Here is a 22478-nt window from a genome sequence, read left to right as displayed (position 1 = left end):
AAGAGGAAACACCACCTCCTATAGAAGGTTTGGCAAGCGCTTACAACAACATTCTAATATTCGGTTATTAGTGGGTCCATGTAATTTCTAAATCAAATTTGGAATAATTAGAGATTGATTTTTAACTTGCAATGTTCGGTTGGAATTGACAAGGCATACATATTATTGGCGTCATCTTCGCACAATGAAAGGAGACTTTCAGGATCGAGGAGATGACGTTGTTATGTCGTACATGCTCAGACTGTCTCTTTTAACTTTTGTCCTGCTCTCCGTCAGTTTGACTGGCTCTGCGCCTCGTTTAACCATAGCTTCTACCGTGGCCAACCAATATGTCGGACAGCCTGCTGTTCCTGCAAACGGGCAGCAATCGGGCAAACGAATTGCTATTGTTATTGATGATTTCGGGAATGGGATGAAGGGGACAAAAGAGATGCTATCTCTGCCCATCCCGCTTACGGTAGCTGTCATGCCATTCTTGCCAACAAGCAAAGCAGATGCAGAAGAAGCTCATCGTTTGGGGCATGAAGTCATCCTCCACATGCCAATGGAACCCAACCGTGGCAAGAGAGAATGGTTGGGTCCCGGAGCATTAACTACAGATTTGGATGACGCTGAAATCCGCAAACGGGTGGAAGCGGCAATTGCCGATATTCCGTTTGCGGTAGGCATGAACAACCATATGGGATCCAAAGTTACCGCTGATCGGCGCATGATGCGCATCGTTATGGAGGTATGCAGGGAGAACGAATTGTTCTATCTGGACAGCCGGACTACACACAAGTCGGTCATTCCGGAAGTTGCTGCTGAATATCGTGTACCGATCCTTACAAATCAGCTTTTCTTGGATGATCAATATCATGTAAGCCACATCCGTAAGCAGCTTGGGCTGTTGGATCAGAAGCTAAGTGATCAGAGTGAAATGATTGCAATCGGCCATGTAGGACCCTCCGGTCTGAACGTTGCTGCCGCTCTTCGCCAATGGTCTTCTGCAATGAAGGAGCAAGCAAGGTTCGTTACAGCCTCAGAGCTCATATCTTCAGTGTCCCGTGACCAGCAAATATTGCCTTAGACCGTTACAGATGGCCCTAGCAATGGCGGCTTGGCCTTGGGGATCAGTCATCATTGCCCGGTCTCCCGCGTGACTTAAAAAGCCAACTTCCACGATGACAGCAGGTTTATCTGTTTTGCGGAGCAAATAAAACGATTCCCCTTTGCGAGGGATCGTCGTGGTCTGTTGTTGGTTGTTCAGTGCATCTTGAATACACTGGGCCAGCAGCAGACTGCGACCTTCTTCTTTATACAGCACCAAGGGGCCATGTTTACTGGCGTTAGGCGTCCAATTGACATGCAAGCTTATCAGCAGGCGAGTAGGTATTTCCTTGGCTAACTGCCTGCGCTGTGAGAGATCTTTGCGATGTCTCGAGTGGCTGAGGTGCCACCGGTTATCCTCGCTAAGCGCATAATCATTGTCGCGGTTCAAGACAGCATCGATCCCTTGGCTACCCAGCATGAGATACAATTTGCGGGCGATGGCAAGGTTAATATCCTTCTCCAGTACACTTCCATGATGAGCGCCCCCGTCAATCCCGCCATGACCCACATCAATTAACACTTCAGCTCCTGGCAATGCTCCGCCGATATCTGGGGGATCCGAAGCTTGAACGGGGACAGGCAATAAGAGGCTCAGCAGGGCAAATAAAATCAATGACTTATACATACGGATTCCTCCTATGATCATCAGCTTGGTACCCTTAGCGTGGCTCAACAAGCTCCACGTCATGCATGGGTTGATCCTGCGAAAAAAAGGACATACTGATACAAATAGCAGCGGGGAGGAGGAAGCAACTTGGCAGACGGATCGGAGCTGGTCAAGCATGTGACCAAACGGGTCGTACATTACGTGGAAACCCCTAAAGCGGAGCGTAAACTGCAGCGCAAACAAACCAAGCAGATTAAACAAACCAAGCGGGCCAAAGAACATTGGGCGGTACGGTGGTTTGGTGTTGCTCCACTTGGCATTATGGTGTGGTGGAGAGCGAGAAGAAAAGATTTCTAAACCTCAAAGAGCTGTTGCCATGATGGCAACAGCTCTTCTTATTATTCGGGGCCCCCGCAACGTATCTGGCTGATTTAATCGTAATAATGGCCATTGGCAGCTAAGATGTCAAAAGGAATATAACGAGTCCCCTCATGATCTATAGCCATATAGGGGAGGCCGTCTGACCAGCCATGATAGCCTATCACTGCCCAGACAAACCGGTGAGCGCCACCATAAGGCTCCGAGCTGTACCAGATGTGATCTTGTTGGCTTAGCTTGATTGCAAGCTCACGAAAGCTGATGGACAAGGGAGCGCCAGTTAGCCAAGGCATACGCTCATAGACGTCAAATGTGGGGAGCAATAAAAACGGGGTTGGTTCAGATGCTCCCACAATACTTGAAGCTTCCAAAACGGAGTCCGCGACAGCCTTCAGCCAAATCGTATCTTGGATAGGCAGCTGTTCTCCGGTTTTGGCATCCAGATAGAGTGGAGATTCGCCTTCCTTGACGATCCGCCAAGCGGCCAGCAGGGGGCTGGCATATCGCTGCTCGATCTGCAGTGTATCCTTCGCATCATCCAATCCTAGTGAAGCTAAACTCCGTTGTAATACAGAAGCGCTATATAGCGGTTCGGAGCCTAATCCATACTCGCCAAGGCGGAATGCTCCGTTCGGGGTCGCTTGAACGACCAAATACCCTACGGTCTCTTGTCCTTGGGCAAGCGTGACAAGCCAACTATGCGTTCCAGGTCCGAGCGCTGTAACGGTTCGCTCGGCGGTGGGCCATTCTGCAAATGCCGTTTGCTGGGCTAATTCATTTAGCCACGCGTCAATCTGATTGTGCATAGCCTGCATCGTGGCCGAAATCTGTAAAGGCTCGCTGCGTACAATCTGAGCCGTCGTCATGCTTGCAAATAGCAGCAAGGCCGCTGTATACAATGGGATCCAATGTCGCAAGTCATTCACCGTCCTGTTTCAACTCAGGTCGCTGCAAAGAAGGCGGCCTGTCCACCTTCAATTGTAAGGGATGAACCATGGGAAACCTGTAGGAACGTGTCAGGGACATCGGTCCGAGGCACGTTCTATTTTTGGTGGATGGTGGAGAAAGGTGTCTGCTAGTCCATCAGTCAATGCCGGCTAGGTGAAAAATACCGCAGTTGATGGCAGAAGCCAGTACACGTGGTTTATACTGCCAGTCGATCTCGGCTTTTCGATTCTCGAATTGAGTCTGAATGTGAGTCTTCGCCTCTTCCTCTGCGGATGCCAGCATCGCATCGTAGTAATGGGCAATTAATTGCTGCTCCTCTTCCAGGCGCTGGGCAGCTTCCTCGGCCCATCCATAATCATAGGTGCGCAACTTCTTCTCCAGCGTCTGTTCAATCATGCCTGCAGCCTTGTGCAGGGTGACGCTGCTTCGGGCAATATGCACATTCGGCGGCAGCCTGGGCGTCATCCGAAGTCCGGATAGACGGTCCTGGAACTGCTCTACGCATTGCCCGGTAGCCAGCGATACCCCGAACGAATGGATTTCTTCCCGCTTGCGGTCACATTGAAATTCGACACGCATATTCAAGCCAAGCCAAGGCGTGTATGCCGTTGATTCCATCGGATGGCTTTTTTTTGTATCAGGCTCTTGAAACAGACACACATAGCTGCCGCCGCTGCGGGCAGCCTCGAATAGCTGTTCCAGCCGTTTGGAGCCGTAATACAAATCCTCGCGGGGCATTCTTGCACCAGCAGTTGTCGCATGGACATAGCCGAAGCTCCGGGCCAGGGCGGCATCCGTCTGATCCGGACCGTCTTTGGCGGTTTGCTCTTCTACGGATTGATCGTACTTTTCTTTGTCGGTGACGAACAAAAAAGACATGGTTTCCGGCTCGGCTCCCGTTCGATCAACAAAGCCCCAATAGTAAGGACGATTGGTTAAAATCCGATCAGCAAGAGGGGATAGCTTCACTTTGAAATGCGCCGGTGATTTCTCAATAATCCGGCAATCGGTCGATTCCAGATAATGCTGGACAAATCGATGGATTTGTTTGGCGTTCATGGCTTCACCTCCACGGGCTGGCTGACGGAATCAAGCAGGGGCTTGAAGGCTTGGTCTGTCCGCTGATTGGGTTCATACCGCTGTTCTTCACGAACATGACTCAACGAATGGCCGAGCTGCTGGAAGCGGCTGCTCAGCTCTCGATTGCCACTGGACTCGAGCATCGCCTTGGCAATTTGCTTTTCCAGCGATTGCTCCTGCTTCTCGAACCGTTCGAGGATTTCGTCGAGCTCCCCGATGACCAATTCGAAGAGATTAATTTTCTCATGCAGCAGATTCACGATATGTTCTTCAATGGTACCAAGCGTGCATAGATTATAGATGCGAACATCCTCTGTCTGTCCCAAACGATGAACCCGACCGATTCGCTGTTCGACACGCATGGGGTTCCAAGGCAGATCAAAGTTAATCATATGGTGGCAAAATTGCAGGTTGATGCCTTCACCACCCGCCTCAGTTGCAATGAGCACTTGCGTTTTCCCGCGGAACAGATCCATCATCCAATCCTTTTTGCCCCGGTTCATGCCACCGCGGTACGGTACGGCCGTCAGGCCGTGACTGCGGAAGTATTGGAGCAAATACTCTTGTGTTGCACGGTACTCGGTGAAGACAATGACCTTTTCATCCATTTCACGGATTAGCTGTAGCGCAGCCTCTGCTTTGGTATTGGCTTGTATTTGCTTGATATACTCGACCAATTCCCAAATTTTTGCACGCACTGGTGAATCCTCGGCCGTCTTCTTGAACATGTTAACGAGTGTAATAAAGACGGCATCCCGGCTGCTGCACACTTCGCGTTGTAAGGTGACGAGGGAAAGCATACTTGTAAGATCGCCACCACTCTCGTCGTAGCGCTGCTTGACGAAATTCGTGACTGCATCATACAATGCTTTTTCTTCGGTTGATAGCTGCAGCGGGATATTGCGGACAATTCGCTTCGTGAAATGAATGCCGCCGTCGCCGCGCCGATTTCGAATCATAACGCCCGATAGGGCATCCTGCAGATCGCCTTCGTTTTTGGGTTGACGCTTATCAATGACGAAATTCGCCGCAAAATCGCTTTGGCCGCCCAGCTGCCCGGGCTTCAGCAGGGTAATCAAATTATACAGCTCTTCCAGTTCATTTTGTACAGGCGTAGCCGTAAGGAGCAGGCAATATTTTTTGCGCAGCTGCGTAACGAACTGGTAGTTCGTCGTTTTTTTGTTTTTCAATTTGTGCGCTTCATCAATAATCAGCATGTCGTAATCGGTGCCTAGCAATAGCTCGCGGTGCGGTTCCCGCTTGGCGGTATCCATCGATGCAACGACGACATCATAATGCCAGGTGTGAGCTTTCTTCTGGGCGACCGCAGAGATCCCGAATTTCTGGTTCAATTCACGGACCCATTGCAGAACAAGAGAGGCGGGGACCAGAATCAAGGCTTTTTTCACCAGTCCACGCACCATATATTCCTTCAGGACAAGGCCGGCTTCAATCGTCTTGCCCAGACCAACTTCATCGGCCAGAATAGCTCTGCCGCCCATACCGTCTAGTACTTTGCGAGCCGTACTGATCTGATGAGGCATGGGTTCGAGAGCTGGCAGCACTCGTAGTGATTGCAGCTCATCGAAGCTATCAATTTTACGGGCATGCTGGGCTTCAATCGCCAGCTTATAGAGGACCCATTCGTCCCACGGACCGTTTTTGCCCAGTCGTTGTTGCAGCTCATCCTGCCAGCTGCGGTCCATCTGCAGCTCTACCAGCGGGTGAAGCTTGTTCTTGCCGGTCATCACATACACCCCTTTCTAGGTTGTGAGAAACATTACATGTCTATCAGTATTGCCGCATTCTACGGGAATCATAAGAGAAGCGGGAAAACAAAGCTGTGCCAAGGGCTGTGGCGCAGTGTTATGAAGCATCGTCTTGTCACGGGATTGTGGAATTTGAAAGGATAGAAATACAACATATAGTATGTTAAAATAATAATCACATACAATATATTGTGATGGGGCGTATTCAACCTCCAGACATGTGCTGCCGATCAAGTGCTCCCCATCCTGAGAAATGGAGGCGTATTACTCTATGGCTGAAGTAAAGATAAGCCGCTTAAGTGGTCTGAGTGAGAAGATATTCCTGGACAGGTATGCGTGGAAATCGGATCATCCATCAGAGGCGAAACCTGGTGATACAGTGCTCGTGTTGACCAAGGAAGATCCCAAATTTCCTTCCAAGGAAGCAGGAGAAATTGTTACGAGGACCGGCAATCAAGTGACCGTGAAAACACGCAGCGGTCAGACGGTCACGACAGATGTGGCCAAGCTGACGCTAACGCGAGAGCAAACGCCAGAGCAGATGTGGGATCGACTGGCTGCAGCAATGGCCACGGTGGAGGAAAGTGAGACGCTTCGTAAGCAATGGGAAGAGAGATTCCGTTATATTCTGGATGACTGGAAGCTGGTCCCTGGCGGGCGCATTGCAGCGGGCGCTGGTGCCAGTGACGAATTAACACTGTTCAACTGCTACGTGCTGCCTTCTCCGCATGATAGTCGTGGCGGCATCATGTCGACGCTGTCAGAAATGACCGAAATTATGGCCCGGGGCGGCGGCGTAGGCATTAATCTGTCTTCCCTTCGTCCGAAGCGAGCCATTGTCGCAGGCGTGAATGGCTCCTCCAGCGGGTCCGTGTCGTGGGGCGGACTGTTCAGTTACACAACAGGTCTGATTGAGCAGGGTGGAAGTCGTCGTGGCGCACTGATGCTGATGATCAATGACTGGCATCCGGATCTGGAGGATTTCATTACTGTGAAGCAGAAGATGGGCGAGGTCACCAATGCCAATCTCTCCGTTTGTGTCAGCAATGCGTTCATGCAGGCAGTTCGCGAGGATTTGGAGTGGGAGCTGGTCTTCCCGGATACCCGCGACCCCGATTACGATCAGCTGTGGCAGGGAAATCTGGAAGCCTGGCGTCAGCTGGGCAAGCCGGTCATTCCTTATAAAACAGTACGCGCCCGGGATGTGTGGCACACGATTATTGAATCTGCTTGGAAATCAGCCGAGCCTGGCGTCGTGTTCATGGAGCATTATAATGACATGTCCAATAGCTGGTATTTCAATCCAATCATCTGCACCAACCCTTGCGGTGAACAGGGCCTGCCTGCATGGGGCGTCTGCAATTTATCAGCCATTAATCTCTCCCGTTTCTATGATAAAGAGTCCCACGATGTCAACTGGACCGAACTGGCTCAGGTCACTCGGTGGGCCGTGAGATTTCTTGACAATGTCATAGAAGCAACGCCATATCATTTTCCGCAAAATGAAGCCAATCAAAAAAAGGAGCGCCGGATTGGTCTTGGCACCATGGGATTGGCTGAGCTTATGATTCATCTGAAGATCCGCTACGGTAGCGAGGAGTCGCTGGACTTTCTGGATCGCCTTTATGGCTTCATGGCAAGGGAAGCGTATCTTGCCTCCACCGAAATCGCTGCCGAAAAAGGTTCCTTCCCGGCCTTTGACCCGGAGAAGTATCTGGAGAGCGGATTTATGCGCGAGCTGACCAAGGTGTATCCCGAAGTCGGGGAAGCCGTGCGGGGAAGAGGTATTCGTAATGTTACCCTGATTACGCAGGCGCCGACAGGCAGTACAGGTACAATGGTTGGTACTTCTACAGGAATTGAGCCGTATTTTGCTTTTGAGTATTATCGCCAGAGCCGCTTGGGCTACGACAAGCAGCTTGTGCCGATCGCTCAGGCCTGGCAGGATGAGCATCCGGGAGAACAACTGCCAGATTATTTTGCTACGGCCATGGATCTGGCTGCGGAGGACCATATCCGTGTGCAAGCGGCGATTCAGCGCTGGGTGGATAGCTCGATTTCCAAGACGGCTAATGCCCCGGCGGATTTCACCGTAGAAGATACCAAACGGCTGTATGAGCTTGCCTTCGAATTAGGCTGCAAGGGCGTCACGATCTATCGGGACGGCAGCCGCGACGTGCAAGTGCTCTCTACCGGCAATAAAGACGACGGCGAGAAAACCGCCAAAGTGGAATCGCAAGTGTCCGCTGAATCCGAACCGGACATCGTCGAAATCGGAGGCCTGAAAGCGACACTTCCTGCCGACAGTCCACCAGCCGACACGCTAATTGAGCATAGCGCCAAAGAAACCCAGGAAATCATACCTTCCTCGCCGCCTGCCATTGACAAGCAGTACAAACGCCGCCCGCAAATCCTGCGAGGCGCAACGTACAAAGTGAATACGCCATTCGGCATGGCTTACATTACGATTAATGACCTGGATGGTACGCCTGGTGAGATCTTCCTGAATGTAGGCAAGGCGGGATCGGATGTATTCGCGATGGCAGAGGCCCTGGGCAGAGTGTGCTCCCTGTTCCTGCGCTATGGTGATCATGGCAGCAAGGTGCAGCTGCTGATCAAGCATCTGAAAGGCATTGGCGGTACAGGGGCCATTGGATTCGGCGCAACCCGCGTGGAATCGATTGCCGATGCGGTGGCCAAATCGCTGGAGCTGCACATCTCAGAGGTGGCTGACACCCCGGAAGACGAGCTCCATGAGACAGTTGAAGCGGCGCCTCAAGCGGCAGCGGGCGAATCGCCTGCATCCCCAGCGGGTCAGCCATATAGCTCGACGGACTTGTGTCCGTCCTGCGGCTCGGCGAGCTTGATTAACACCGAAGGCTGCAAGACGTGTGCGAGCTGTGGATATAGTCGGTGCTAATTTATTCTTATATTACGTAGAAAGATGAAGTCTCACTGGCAAGATCAATAAGCTTTAAGTCCAAATGTTTGGGACTATAAGCCCATAAACCATTTGAAAAGCAGGAGTGTCTATACAGGGCACCCTGCTTTTTTGTCGTGGTTCGACAATTCTGTACAGAATTGTCCAGAAATTGTTCAGAACGACCTGATACACTTCGGATAGTGTCGAAAATCCAGAGAGTCGGTAGGTCTATAGTCTCATTCGGAGACGATCTTGTACACAGAGAGGGAGAGGTATACACGATGAGCAGGAGAGGCGTCCAACCGGTGCGGCTGGGGCTGCAAACAGACTTAATAATGACAGGGGGGCATAACGGATGGTTAAGCTGAAACGAGGCAAGAAGCTGCTGGCTTCATGGCTAATTGTGTCGATGCTTGTCATGCTGTTCCCGATGGGATCCAGTCAGGTGGCCTATGCGGCTGAAGACTTTGAAGTGCGTTTTGGACATGCCCAGGTACGAATCGGCAATGCGTCCTATGCTGCTGAAAATGCTCTTATTAATTTTAATGGAAATTCACCTGGTTTCACGCAGCATGCCAAACCAAGCCAGATGATTGATTGGATGAACGGCAATATCCGTCTGGGCTACAACGACAAATGGGAAACGGCTAGCTTCTCTATCAATGTAGCTGATAACCCACAACTGAAAGCACTGGCCCAGAGTGGGGAAGCCGAAGTCTTAATCGGTTTTACCAAAATGATTTATTATTCAGGTTTTCTGAGTTGGACACGAATCACTCGGGGGTCAATTCGGATAAAAGAACCTGGTCAGCCTGAAACAATCCTTTTTAGCAGACAAACGCCGAAGGGCGGCATTGGTAGAACAGAAGTCAAAGCTAAGATTACACCAAACTCTGTCATTAGTTTTGATTTCACCGGTGAAGGTCGCCGCTATAAGGACAACGGCCGTCTGAACGGTGTTGAAGGCTTTTATGTTAAGTTCCAAGATACCAAGCGTCCGGTTCTTGAAGAATATGACCTCAGTAACGGGACTGGAGCCCAGCGTACCAACATTAAAGCCGGTCAGCACGAGATGTATATTAAGCAACAAGAAAATCTGACGCTTTCTTACAAGTTCAGTGAACCGGTGAGACCATCAACACTGTCTCCTAATGGTCAAAATGATCATTTCCTTAGACACCCGTTGTTCGTCAATATCGAAGGTACGGGATTGCCAGCGGCTGGCGAACAGCAATACATGACTAATATGCAATACCGTAACAACGCAGATGTTGCCGATTATCATAGCACGATTGCTTACCGTTACACAGGTTCAAGATACCATCAGAGCTCAGGTTATATTAAACCAAAAATCACAGGCGGAACCACAGGTGCGCCGATGGATCAATCTATTGAAGAAAAATTCAGGAATGCCAAGCTGGCAGACGCCGCAGGTAACGTCGTGCAGCTGCGGATGCCACCTAAGACCGTATCGCCAATTCTTGAAGAACGGGATGATGCGGGTAATCCAATCAGCTTCATCAACGGCCCGGTGACGGATCCATTCAATCCGCGCAACGGCTTCGCCGTTATCATCGATGGCGTAGCGCCAAAATATCACAAGACCGCAAATGGCATTCAGCCGGAGATTCTGACCGGCGTCAATATTAACAAAGACGATACCATCGATTTTACAGTGCAGCTGACGGAGGATGCAGTCGTCAAGCGCGGATGGGATGTCAATCAAACATTCATCCATCTTAATAACGGGATGAAGGCCTATTATGTTGCAGGGCAGAACTCAAACAGCTGGACATTCCGAACGACTATTCCTGACGGCAAGACGGTCGAGACGCCGCTGCTCAAGGTCATCGCAATCTCGCATGACCAGAAGGGCGACGACAGCGACATCAATGTCATTCAGGATTATGCAGGAAACTTGCTAATCCAACCGGCGAATTTCTCTGGCGAACACGTAGATGGCACCAGAGATCACGGCGATGTCTCACTGGTTCAATCCAAGATCGACTGGGCGAAGCTCATTATTGACAACACGCCGCCGGTTATCGATTTCCGCTATCAACCGAACGGAGCCAACAATCAGCTGTATCTGAAGACGGGCAACGTTACCGTTGACGCGAATGATCCGCATCTGCTGATTCCACATCTGGATCCGGTGCTGTCGGATCGCGGTAGCGAACGTCCGAGTATGGGGATCTTCCGTCCTTCCAACATGACAGGCGGTGCTTCACCTTCAGTTGGCTTGATCTACTACTACTGGAGTCAATCGCCGTCTGATCCGCTTGCAGGCAAGGAAGATGATGAGTATGCAGCCATCAAGCGCTACTCCTTGTCTGGTAAGCAGCCAAGCGAAGAGCTGTATGAGGGCTATGAGCACATGGAGCTAATGGTTGTGAGCAACAAGAACAATCTGATCGCGCCGCCGCAAGAAGCCATTGCAACTGGAACTGCCGGTCCATGGTATCTGCACACCTGGACAGCAGACATGACATGGGATTCGGCGCGCGAGCTGAAGCAATACGAGAAAATGAAAGATTTCAAACGGCTTAACGAAGAACAGTACAACCGCTGGAAGGCTGAGCTGCAGGGCAGTAACGTATCCGATGCGGATCGTGAGTTTTATGCAGACAACCAGGCGCTTAAAGCCGTAGGTGACTATGGCGATACGCAGGTCTGGCCGCTGGAGGATTTCAAACAGGATGATTCCAACTGGAGCTATGCGGTAACTACACTGCTCCTGGACAATGCGGCGCCGGAGATTCTCAATACGGCAACCGCTGGTGACAACACAATGGATGTCCAAATGACCGTTTCCATTATTGATGAGCATAGCGGCCTGGCCCAAGCCGACTATCAATGGGTGAAGGAAGGCGCGCAGCCTGCCGACGTCGAGTGGAAAAATGTTGATCTGCACAATGGACAAGCAACGATGCGGACAATGGGTGAAGTGTTTGAGGATGGTGCGTATTCACTGTTTATTAAAGCGTCTGACCACGCAGGCAATGGAGTGGTCTGGCAGGCCGACAAAACGGTAACCGTCAGCTCGCTGGATAGCGTAAGCGGCGAATTCTTGACCGCTGCGGATACCAATTATGTTCAAAGTATGGATGTTATCTTCCGCATCAGCGGACTTACGCCGGATATCGTGGGCTATGCAGTATCGGCAAGCGCCAACCGGCCAGCTAGCGATGGCGCCTACACCACGCTGCAGCCACTGCCAGGAGGATCAGGATTAATGGTTCCTCTGAGTACACCTGATGCAGATGTGCCGGTAGTAGATGAGTCAGGTACAGAGGAGCTTGAGCAACAGACTGGCAAATCGGCCAAACCGGAAGTCAGCATACAGAGTGCTGGATCACAAACGGAGCAGACTGGCGATGAAGCTCTACCTGTTACCAACGATAATACACAGCCTGCGCAAGAAGGTAGTGAGTCAGAGGAACAGGATACGCCGATGACAACGGCTGGCGTCAGCCCGGAAGCATCAAGTTACTCCGTCCCAGTCAGCAACACGTTGAACGGGATTCAATATGTTCATATGATGGTCAAGCAAGGAGACCGCTACTATTATTTCTCCAAGGCTTACTATCTCGATAATGAAGCACCGCAAATTACGTTCAACAAGCGTGGGGTGGACTACCCACGTGAGAAGCAGGACGTAACAGTAACGATTACCGAGAATTACAGCAAAAACAACATGGACAACAAATACCTGTGGGTGCTAGCTGGCGAAGCAGCTCCTGACCAAACAACGGCAGGCTGGCAGCAGCTGCCCGTCAGCGGCGTAGCCGTTGTCGACGGCTCTGCTTTGAAAGAGGGCGAAACGGCTGACTACAGACTGTATGTCTGGTCGACTGATGGAGCAGGGAATGCAGCCTTCGCGGCTACTGAATCGACATTCAAGGTGTCCAGACCGGCAGGCCCTGAAGATCCGCCTGCACCCGGATCTTCCGATCTGATCTATGTATCCGGCGACGCACAGGATGGTTACACCGCAATCCTGAAGCTGGATCTGGATACAGTGGACAAGAACGGCTATGAATATTCGGTATCGCCGGATAATGGCGAGACCTGGGCACGCTGGAAGCCTTACACGAACTTCGTTTCGCTAAAGGTACCTACCAACCGTCCAGAACAGTTGCAGGTTCAAGTGAAGTACAGAGGTCCAAGCGGGGTTGTTGGACCAGCCAAAACATTGGATATCGCCAAGCTCTCCAAGGATGAGCCAATCTATGGTCTGGCTACCCATAACACGACAAGACCGATTAAGTCCGAGACCGGAGTCAATATTGACATCACCGTACCACTCGGCGTTCGCGTGGTGCCGGCAGCGATCAATCCGTCTACGCCAACCCGCAGCGGCAATGTATTCAATGTCAAAGAGAATGGCTTCTACGCCTTTGATCTGCAGGACCTCAGCGATGCATCCCGCAAGGATGTGCTGTATGTAGTTGTCAGCAATATCGACAGCGAGGTGCCGCGCGTCACGATTGAGTACAATGTGACCGGACCGACCAACGGCAATGTCACCGCACGAATCGTTGACTCGTCTGAACCGATCATTATGGTCAACAATGATGGCCGCAACGCGTATACCTTTGAAGAAAACGGATCGTTCCTGTTCCAGTTCCGGGATGAAGCTGGCAATATCGGTACGGAGACAGCTACAGTCGCCAACATTAACCGGGATACACCAAAAGTGAGAATCGTCCGCTCCTATAATTATGGAGAGAACGGCGGTCTGACATTCGGCACGATTCGTGATGGTAATGGCAATGTCATCTTCTCCTCCGGCGTAACGCTTCAAGTCGAGGCCGAGGAAAGCGGCCAAACACTGTTCTTCCCGGATATGAAGAACGTCCAAACGCTGTTTGAAAATGGCGTAGCTCGTTTCATCATCGCTGATATTTACGGCAATACGACAGTTGTTGAAGAAGAGGTGGATACCATTGCCTCGGCGTCCCCGGCCCCTGAAGTCACTTACACCTTCGTTGATGCTGAAGATAAGGAGCTGCCTGCTGAGGCGCTTGTAACGATTGGCGGCGAGAAATACGCCAAAGGCAAAGTGAAGGTAACAATGACGGGAAGTGTCACGGCACCCAATCAGATGTTCTCGGGCATGGCACCGTTCCGGGATGACAACGGCAACTATACGAATCTCATCAGCAATCAAGACGGGGAGTATTCTTATAGCCGATCGTTTGCCAGCAATGGCACAACAACCGTCGCGATCTCCGATGCGCTCGGCAACAACACCCGATTACCGGTAACCATTCGCGGTCTGGATAATGTTGCACCAGAGATTACGCTGAATAAGACATCTGTCGGAATCTTGCAAAACAAAGAAGATTTCAACTTCCGCACAGATCTTGGCGGATTCACGGTTAGCGACAACCTCTCCGCAGCAGCGGATATCAAGGTCGAGATTGAAGGCCTGGATCTCGCGAAGCTCGGAACGCAAGATGTGACGTACAAAGTAACAGATCAGGTGGGTAACACAACCACCGTTATGCAAAAGGTCATTGTGATGGCAGATGGCGGCATGCTGATCTTCGGTAATGACACGCTCATCTCTGCCGCATATGGCGAGACAGCACTGTTCAATACCAATGTCATTACCTTCAAGGTTACCGGATTTAATGAAATGATGATTGGCGGCGAGAAGCAGACCAATGAGTGGGGGACTTTCGATCTTCTCTATCAACCAGGTCTCTACCGCGAAGGACAGATGAAATATATTGCAGAGAAAGTGACTTATCAGCAGCTCGTGAACGGCGAATTCAAGATGACCTTCCCGAAAGTGGGCTGGTACACGATTATTGTCCGTAACCAGGAGCGCGAACGCGAGTTTGCCACCTTCTTTGTCGGTAAAATGCAATAACTAACAACCCTAACGACCGGTACAGAACGAACTGGCTGAACCCTCAGCCGGTTCGTCACCCGGCGTTCCATGCTCTCATACGAACAGGAGGTACTTAGGTGAAGGTTCTCAAGAAGACGACGGCATCCTTGCTGGCGCTTTTACTTTTCTTCTCGGTCACGGCGATTGGCATTGAAACCATCGCTGCACAAGTATCGGCACAAGGCAAGACGGTGCTCGAGAACGAACTCATCAAAATTACGGTCGATAATGCTACAGGCCGGTACGGCATTCGCACGGTGGAAGGCCAACCGATTCGCAAAAACGACCAGCACGTCAATCTGATGTTCCGGGGGGATGACCCGGAAACGTCCTTTACGACATTCCGCATTGATGGTGATGATTACATCTTCGGCAACCCGTACAAGTTCGGAGCCAGCTTCTTCTCCGAAACAACGACGCCGAGAATCGTCAACAACCCTGATGGCACTCGTCAAATCGAGACAACCTGGAAGATCAAGGGCGTCGAGATCAAGCAGGTGCTCATGCTGTACACAGACATGACGGATAAGACGAATGTTGGCAATGTCAATATCCGTTATGAAGTGCTGAACAGGAGCGGGGCTACGGTTGAGCTCGGCAGCCGGATTCTGCTGGATACGATGGTTGCGGGCAACGACGGACCGGCTTTCCAGATCGGCACAGCCTCCAGGTCACCGCTGATGGTTGAGCGCAAGCTTGTTCATGACCCGAGAGCGATTGGTATTCCCGAGGAGGACGTGAACTTTTTCAAGATTCCGCCTTACTGGGTCATGCGGGACAAGTTTGACCGGGATAATCCTCAAGCCACGAATGTCATTGCTTACGGCTTCAACAACTTTGCCGAGCAAGGCATTAACATCGTTGACGAAATGATTGTTGGCCACTGGAATGGACTGGCGAACACCAAATGGGAATATGAACTCAATCCAAATCTTGACTATACTCGCGACACGAACGATTACGGTACCGCCGACTCGGCTGTCGCTTTCTACTGGAATCCAAGAAACATCCTTCAAAACGAAGTGGCATCCTTTGAGACGGTCTACGGTCTGGGTGAAATTATCGAACCGGACAAGGTATTCTCGTTACGCTACATGGATCCGCCACAGCAGCTGGCGACATTGGAAGATAACAGTGCTTATCGCAACGAAGGGATTTTCGACATTACCGTCGAGGTCGAGAATCTGGCGATGTTCGACATGGAACATGATTATATTGAGACGGAGCTGACTCTGCAGGGTGGTCTAAACTTTGTCCGCACGGATGAGCGCGGCCAGGTCATGCGAGAGAATGGCAAGGTCGTGACAGAGCAGTTCCGCAGCAAGCAGCTGGAGATCCGCAAGCCCCCGACACCAGAGGAGGCGGAGCTGGGCATCCAGCCGAAGTTCAAACCGGGCGACACCGTTACAGTGTCTTACAAGGTCCAAGCCGTTGGGCGTCCTTGGCCAGTCACGAGAGAGTACATGCTGACCGCACGTAGTCCTCAGACAACGGCCAAGCTGACGGACACGGCAGACGAATTGCTGAAGGCACAATTCGAATCCAGTGTGTCCAATTTCATCTTGCTGCCGGCTGTCGGAGATGCCGTACCAACGTATGTATACGGTTTGACACCCAAGGAACTGTACAGCACAGATATCAAATACATCACGATGAACCTCTCCAATATCGAAGCTTACAACACAGGCAACCAGACTACACCGCCTAACTTCGATCTATACATTCGTGAGAAAGTAACCGGGAAGCGATACAAGGTGCCGGTTCGGGAATCGGTCCTGATTCAGACAACCGATGACGGTTTCTCCGGCGACATGCGGATCACGTACCGTGCAGGAGAAGAGGTAGATGCGCAAGGCCGGACGATTCGTGCCACTGACGGTCCAGAACTGCCACTCGGCGAATATCAAATGGAGATCGACTACAAAGGCACAGCAGGCGGCGACGATGAAATGGCCGCGATGTTCGATATCATCACCGATCAGACATTTATGGTATCGGACAACGATGAGACCCGGATTCGCGAAGCCAACATTGTGGCGTTGTACAAGCAAGAGATTGATTTGAGCTCCATTAATCCAGGAGCAAGTCACAATCAAGACCTGCTTGATGACTTGAACAGTATGTTTCCGGTGAAGACGTTTGAAAATATTTCTGGTTTGAGCGGAGATGTTCTTGCGTACAGAGCCTACAAGGAAGCAATTGGACGACTGAGTAAGCTGCAAGATCCGAAATTTGATCATAGTGAGTTTACGAGTCCGGATGCGTTGGAAAGCGTCCCGTTCTATAACTACAAAATGTTCTACTCCGAGGAAGAGCTGGAAGAGTTTTTCGATGACGAGGATCTTCCAGAGGACGAGAAATTCAATCGTGAAATGCTCGTTGTCATTCGCGGGATGGTCAAAGAGGTCGGTACAGGCGCTGATAAGCAAATCATCGTTGATACGAAAACCGAACCAGCCATCATTAACGAATCTGTAGCCTATCAAGGCAAGGATATCGTATTTGTACGTGGTCAATTGGAGATTTTCGGTCAGAAGTCCAGTTCGCCTTTCCTCAGCTCGCTCTTTGTTAAAGGCGACGGCACCTTGAGCGTAGCAGGCAGCGGCTTCGTCTTCCACAGAGGCGAGTGGACGTTGGATTTCTTCAATGGCTTTAAGAAGAGCCTGGGCGAAGGCTATACGGTCGATCGTGGCGAGATTCCCGCAAGTGATGACAATGAAGAAGATGACAGCCTGAACGGTACACTTCGCTGGGCTGCAGGCGCATTGGGTGACCGTCTGAACCCGTTGCGTCAGGTTATGCTCGAGACCGTTTATTTCAACCGTCATAGCCTGTTTGCTCCACCTAGCTTCACCATTGGTGGATTTGGCTTCAGCTTCAATGATTTCATCTTGCGTGAGGGCGGTATCAGCTTCGGCGGTGCCATCAAACTCAAGATCGTCGAAGGAGAAGTCAATAATGTTATCTTTAACGAGAATGGCTTCGTCGGCGTGGATGCAGCGCTGAAATTCGAGCTTGAAAAAGACCTTGGCCTGATTAATTCCAAAGACGGCAAGGGCAAGAACAATAAAAAGAGCGGCGAAATTACGGTTGTTCACTACGTGCAGGAGGTCCCTGGTGTAGCAAATACCTACGGCATTAAGTTCGAAGCCGAACTGAAGGAAATGGTAGATATCGGCGTCGAGTTGTCCTTTAAGAAGGTCAAGGACGGACGCGTACTGCCTGATGTGATCGGCTTCAAAACTTCGCTTGGCAAACCAGGCGTACTTGTAACAGGTGCGACCTACCTGACTGCTGTGCGCGGTGCCATCCGCGAACTGGCAGACACGATCGCAGGCGGCTCGGACAAGGATCCGTTCCCGCTCGTGGTACAAGCAGGCATCAGCATGCGCTTCGGTATTGCACCTGCCTACTTCTTCGGCGATGCGGATCTGACGGTCAAGCGTACTGGCCTGAAAATTGAAGGGAAGCTGGGCTTCTCGCCCAAAGCAGATGCAGGCGAAGATGATTTGATGGAGATGATCACCAAGGCGCTTCTGGAAGCACAATGGGTTACTCCATGGTTCGTCCGGGTCGAAGCAGAAGCAGATATCGGTGGCTGGGATGTTATCGTAGGCCGCGCAGGTATCTTCATCGGACAAAACCTGGAGAAGAACCGCACCGATTTTGAAGGCTTTGTAAGCTCCAGAATCCAGATTCCAAAAAGTGTGCCGATTGTAGGCGGTTTGCCGATCTCCAGCGTGTTTTTCGGACTCAATAATGACAAGATCTGGGGAAGCTTCGGCGTACTCTTCATCTCTGTAGGGGTGACTTACTATTGGGGTGGCGGTATTGAATTCGGAACCTCAGGCGAATCTCTTCCTGATGGACTCATTCATATGGTCATTGAAGATCCTGAGCGCGGACCATCCCTAATGGTTATTGGCCAGGGCATGGAGACATTAGCCACATCGTGGATCAACAGCGAGCAGGAGACCCATGAGATTACCTACCGCGATGCGGGGGATGGGGTCAAAATCATCGAAAATGGCTCGCATGCGATCGGAATGGGCGGCATTAATGTCACCAACGGTGGCCGAGTGCACCAAATTAACATGAACGATGTATCGGGCAATGCTATTATCGAGATTGCATACGATGGCAAGGACCAACCGGCTCTTTCGCTAAAAGATGCAGCAGGTAAGGATTACAAGCTTGTCTTTGATAACACCAATACAGTGGCAGGCGCAAATGCCTTCACTCAGATTATCCCGGCATCCGAATCTGCGGATGGTGTGGATTCCAGAAAAGTCTATATCACATTGCTGGATGACAAGATGGCGAGCGGTGGTACTTGGACATTGACTGCAGACCGTGCAGTTGACACTCGTTTGCTCAACGTCCCTACGTTACCAGAGCTGACAGACGTGAAATTGACCAAGAACCCATCGAACAGCAACTTGTTCACAGCCAATTGGAACGTTAGTAACGCAAAAGCCGGAGATACCGTAAATCTATACCTGACTCAGGAGCCTGTCGCTGCCAAGCTGCCAGCTGGACAAGCCGGCTTGCCAGAAGCATCAGATCCAGGACTCTTGATTGCCAAGAACATCCCAGTTGCTAAAAACGGGACGAAAACGGGCAAGGTGACCAGCGGCAGCGAGGTTATCGATGTCACCAAGGTTAGCCTGCTTGGCGACACCGAGGATATCCGCGGGCTATTGCAACAGGGCAACTACTACCTGCGCGCGGAGTTGAAATCAGACAGCGCATTTGGAACGAAGACATCTGTAGACCGGTTTGAAATCATTGATCCGCTGGCACCGCAAGCGGTCAGTGATGTAGTTGTTAAGCCAGCAGGTAACGGATTGTTCGCTCTTAGCTTCAAGCCAAAAGCGAAGAAGAACGGTCATGAGAAGTTCGAGCACAGCTACATGATTGAAGCCCGTCAAGAAGTGGCTGGAAAGCTGGAGCCATACGTGCCGTTCGGAGACATTCTGTTCACCGAAGAAGAACTGGCGCCATTCTGGAACGATCAAAGCGGCCAGTACGAGAACATTCTGATCGGGGGATGGAGTGCTACATCGACCTCCGACGAAGTGAATACAGCCAATCTGAATGGCGATACGGTTGCACGCAGCAGCTATGTCTATACCGGTCTCGAAATCGGGAAGGAATATGTGATTGGCGTGAGCAGTGTCACCAAACCGACACGCGATGCAGACAAGCATGAGAATTATCATTTTGCCAACCGTTCAGACGCGACTAAGAAGCTCCTTCCGGTACCAGTCAAGCCGAAGGTCTGGACGAATGGACAAGCGAATGCAGACTTCCAGGAATTCTTGACTAATCAGACGACGCAGACCATTCAGCTGACTTCGGATCAGAAGGATGTGGAGGTTGAAGCGTTCTACGACGAGCAGTCAGTCGGCAAAGTAAGCTTAACCAACGCAGGCAATGGCAGCGCCGGATCGATCAGCTTTGACCAATTCACGACCGATGGTCCTTATGCGATCGAACTAGTGGTTCGTAACAAGAATACACGGGACATGCAAGTTACAATGCTCTACCTCACGGTGGATACCATCGCGCCGAAGCTGTTCATTGAAGAGCCTATTACAGGCACGCGTACCACCAATGGAGAAATCCGGGTTACGGGTTCCACCTCCAATGATGCGGTACTGAAGGTAAATGGAACGACGCTTGAGGTAGCAGACAACGGAGATTTTGATGGATCGATTAAGATTAACGGCTCTGATCCGGTTGCCAGCCTCAACATCGTTGCTCGTGATGCCGCAGGCAACGAGAATACGGCAATTGTAGAGATTACAAATGATGGGTTCCGGGTGCCAACCGCACTTATTATTGAAGAACTCCCGGCCATCAAACCAGGCGAGAACCGCACATTAAAGGCGAAGCTGCGGTATGTCGTAGGGAAACAAGGCGACAAGCCGATTTTTGCAGAGGAGGCTATACCAGCAGGGCAGCTGTCAGCTCTCAGCTATGAAGTCTCGCGTGGCGAAAGTGTCAAAGTGGATCAAAACGGCAAGGTGACAGGTCAAGCGCTGGGTGTCAGCCTGATTCAGGCAGAGTACCGGATCTCCGATGAGGTCGTGCTTGAAGCGATGGCTGTAGCCACTGTAGCTAATCCGAAGCAAACGGCACTGCGCTCGATCAAGGCTTCAACTGCCGTTATTTCGAACAATAAATCGGCCACCCAAGTCGTGATTCAAGACACCGGGGACATGACCGGTCAACAGTTGGTCTACAAAGTCATCGCCAAAGGGGTGAACGAGGCTCTGCCGGTCTTCGAGGAGGATCTCACAAGCTGGAGCTTCCTGCCGCAGGATGGCATCGTCCAAGTTGCAGATGGCGACCGCATTGTCGTCGCGGCACGGACATCCCTGAACAAAAAAGCAATGGCGGTCTCTACGCTCCTGGTACCGAAGGTGTATGTAGCTTCACCTGGTGGATTCCCAGGCGGTGGTGGTGGCGGAGTCGCACCAAATCCGCAACCACCGGTAGACGAGACGCCAATTGAAGAGCCAACCGGCCCGATTGAGGTAACGGTAGGTGGACAGAAGGTAACCGCAACCTGGAATGGTACGGCGGCAGCCCTTCATATTACAAATGACATGCTAGGCGAACTGAAGGCGGACGGACTGCTCATCCAATCCAAGCAAGCCAACGTCAAGAACTACACAATCAAGATTGATCGTGCGGCCATCAAGCATACGCTCGATGCCGGCAGCAAGCTGGTGATTGATCTGCCGCTTGCCAAGTTCGAACTGGACCGCTCCAGACTGGAAGGTCTGACCGGCGATCTGGAGCTGACCATCCGGGCAGCAACAGCTGCGGAGCGGGCTGCTGATCAGCAAATTGCAGGATCGCTTGGTGCAGAAGCACTGGGAAGTGGCGATGGCGTTGTTATTCTCTCCAACCTGCCTGCTGCGAGCTGGTCTACAGCGATTCGAACGGACGTTCAGGTTCCACAAGGCATTGATGCCAAGGCCATTACGGCTGTGGTTCTGCGCTCGCCGGATGGCAGCAGCTGGACAACCGTACCTTGGAAGCTGGAAGGCAATCAGGTTCTTGTTCAATTGACTGGTGAAGGACAGTTGTTCTTCGTCCACAGTGAAGGTCAATTCCAGGATGTGCGTCCAGACTTCTGGGCACGCGAGAGCATCCAGGATGCGGCAGCCAAGCTGTTCGTGCTCGGTAAAGGCGATGGACGCTTTGATCCGAACAGCCAGATTACGCGTGCAGAGTATCCGACAATTCTGCTCCGTGTATCCGGTTGGATGAACAAAGAGGCAACAGCGGACTTCTCAGACGTGCGCGAGGGCCAATGGTTCAACCGCAGCGTCTCGATCGCTTCACAGATGGGGATTGTCAATGGCATGGCAGATGGCTCGTATCAGCCACAAGCTTCGCTGACTCGTGCTGAAGCGATGACCATGGTCGGAAGACTGCTGGCATCGATGAATCTGGGTGCAGAGCTCAGCGATGCAGAAGTGAACGAAATTCTCGCCAGCTTCGACGATGAAGCCGATATTCCGCAGTGGGCACGCCGTCCGGTAGCCCTCAGCGTGAAGAGCGGCATCATCACAGGCGACAACAACCGAGTCAAGCCAGCGGACGTACTGACCAGATCCCAAGCGGCTGCCATTGCGATCCGACTCGATCGGTTGATCACAGATTATTAAACTATAGCGATTACCCACTGGGGCGGCACCGCCCCGGTGGGTATATCTGCTCTCGACAGCTAAGCATGGTCAGTTTCACAATCAGTTTAAGGCG

At 51.4% G+C, this 22478-nt stretch carries 9 protein-coding genes; 5 read left to right on the top strand and 4 right to left on the bottom strand.

Features of this window, described 5'->3' with window-relative positions:
* Nucleotides 1-223: 223 nt before the first annotated feature.
* Nucleotides 224-1069: a divergent polysaccharide deacetylase family protein gene (locus F556_RS0110310; protein ID WP_020616867.1), complete on the top strand. Its 846-nt coding sequence runs from the start codon at nucleotides 224-226 to the stop codon at nucleotides 1067-1069.
* Here the strand turns inward: F556_RS0110310 and F556_RS0110305 are convergent.
* Nucleotides 1037-1717, bottom strand: a complete 681-nt coding sequence (locus F556_RS0110305; RefSeq protein WP_020616866.1) for an N-acetylmuramoyl-L-alanine amidase family protein — start codon at nucleotides 1715-1717, stop codon at nucleotides 1037-1039. The two genes, F556_RS0110310 and F556_RS0110305, sit on opposite strands and share 33 nt — an antisense overlap.
* Before the next feature lie 129 nt (nucleotides 1718-1846).
* Between F556_RS0110305 and F556_RS0110300 the strand changes: the two genes are divergently transcribed.
* Nucleotides 1847-2056 (top strand): YqzE family protein, encoded by a 210-nt coding sequence (locus F556_RS0110300; protein ID WP_020616865.1) that lies wholly within the window; start codon nucleotides 1847-1849, stop codon nucleotides 2054-2056.
* A gap of 74 nt (nucleotides 2057-2130) precedes the next feature.
* On the opposite strand, the gene F556_RS36160 is transcribed toward F556_RS0110300, so the two are convergent.
* The 3 genes from F556_RS36160 to F556_RS0110285 all read right to left on the bottom strand — a co-directional run bounded on the left by F556_RS36160 (nucleotide 2131) and on the right by F556_RS0110285 (nucleotide 5853).
* The gene (locus F556_RS36160; protein ID WP_020616864.1) at nucleotides 2131-2994 is read right to left on the bottom strand and encodes a hypothetical protein; all 864 of its coding nucleotides are present in this window, start codon (nucleotides 2992-2994) and stop codon (nucleotides 2131-2133) included.
* A 166-nt stretch (nucleotides 2995-3160) separates the two neighbouring features.
* On the bottom strand, nucleotides 3161-4084 hold the full coding sequence (locus F556_RS0110290) for a YqhG family protein (protein ID WP_020616863.1): 924 nt from the start codon (nucleotides 4082-4084) through the stop codon (nucleotides 3161-3163).
* Nucleotides 4081-5853: a DEAD/DEAH box helicase gene (locus F556_RS0110285; RefSeq protein WP_020616862.1), complete on the bottom strand. Its 1773-nt coding sequence runs from the start codon at nucleotides 5851-5853 to the stop codon at nucleotides 4081-4083. The genes F556_RS0110290 and F556_RS0110285 overlap by 4 nt, the downstream gene beginning before the upstream one ends.
* Before the next feature lie 292 nt (nucleotides 5854-6145).
* Here F556_RS0110285 and F556_RS0110280 point away from each other — a divergent pair, with 292 nt between their 5' ends.
* The 3 genes from F556_RS0110280 (at nucleotide 6146) to F556_RS0110270 (ending at nucleotide 22384) form a co-directional block, all read left to right on the top strand.
* On the top strand, nucleotides 6146-8794 hold the full coding sequence (locus F556_RS0110280; RefSeq protein ID WP_020616861.1) for an adenosylcobalamin-dependent ribonucleoside-diphosphate reductase: 2649 nt from the start codon (nucleotides 6146-6148) through the stop codon (nucleotides 8792-8794).
* Nucleotides 8795-9152: 358 nt separating this feature from the next.
* Nucleotides 9153-14678 (top strand): DUF5011/hyalin repeat domain-containing protein, encoded by a 5526-nt coding sequence (locus F556_RS0110275; RefSeq protein WP_020616860.1) that lies wholly within the window; start codon nucleotides 9153-9155, stop codon nucleotides 14676-14678.
* A 98-nt stretch (nucleotides 14679-14776) separates the two neighbouring features.
* Nucleotides 14777-22384, top strand: a complete 7608-nt coding sequence (locus F556_RS0110270) for an S-layer homology domain-containing protein (protein ID WP_020616859.1) — start codon at nucleotides 14777-14779, stop codon at nucleotides 22382-22384.
* Nucleotides 22385-22478: the final 94 nt, after the last annotated feature.

The sequence above is a fragment of the Paenibacillus daejeonensis DSM 15491 genome (genome assembly GCF_000378385.1).
GTDB classification, from domain to species: domain Bacteria; phylum Bacillota; class Bacilli; order Paenibacillales; family Paenibacillaceae; genus Paenibacillus_D; species Paenibacillus_D daejeonensis.
This window is presented reverse-complemented; position numbering and strand designations above follow the sequence as displayed.

Excerpts from the sequence above, each read along its gene's own strand:
- F556_RS0110285 (WP_020616862.1), bottom strand. The coding sequence starts at position 5,853 with ATGACCGGCAAGAACAAGCTTCACCCGCTGGTAGAGCTGCAGATGGAC.
- F556_RS0110275 (WP_020616860.1), top strand. The coding sequence starts at position 9,153 with ATGGTTAAGCTGAAACGAGGCAAGAAGCTGCTGGCTTCATGGCTAATT.
- F556_RS0110305 (WP_020616866.1), bottom strand. The coding sequence starts at position 1,717 with ATGTATAAGTCATTGATTTTATTTGCCCTGCTGAGCCTCTTATTGCCT.
- F556_RS0110310 (WP_020616867.1), top strand. The coding sequence starts at position 224 with ATGTCGTACATGCTCAGACTGTCTCTTTTAACTTTTGTCCTGCTCTCC.
- F556_RS0110280 (WP_020616861.1), top strand. The coding sequence starts at position 6,146 with ATGGCTGAAGTAAAGATAAGCCGCTTAAGTGGTCTGAGTGAGAAGATA.
- F556_RS0110290 (WP_020616863.1), bottom strand. The coding sequence starts at position 4,084 with ATGAACGCCAAACAAATCCATCGATTTGTCCAGCATTATCTGGAATCG.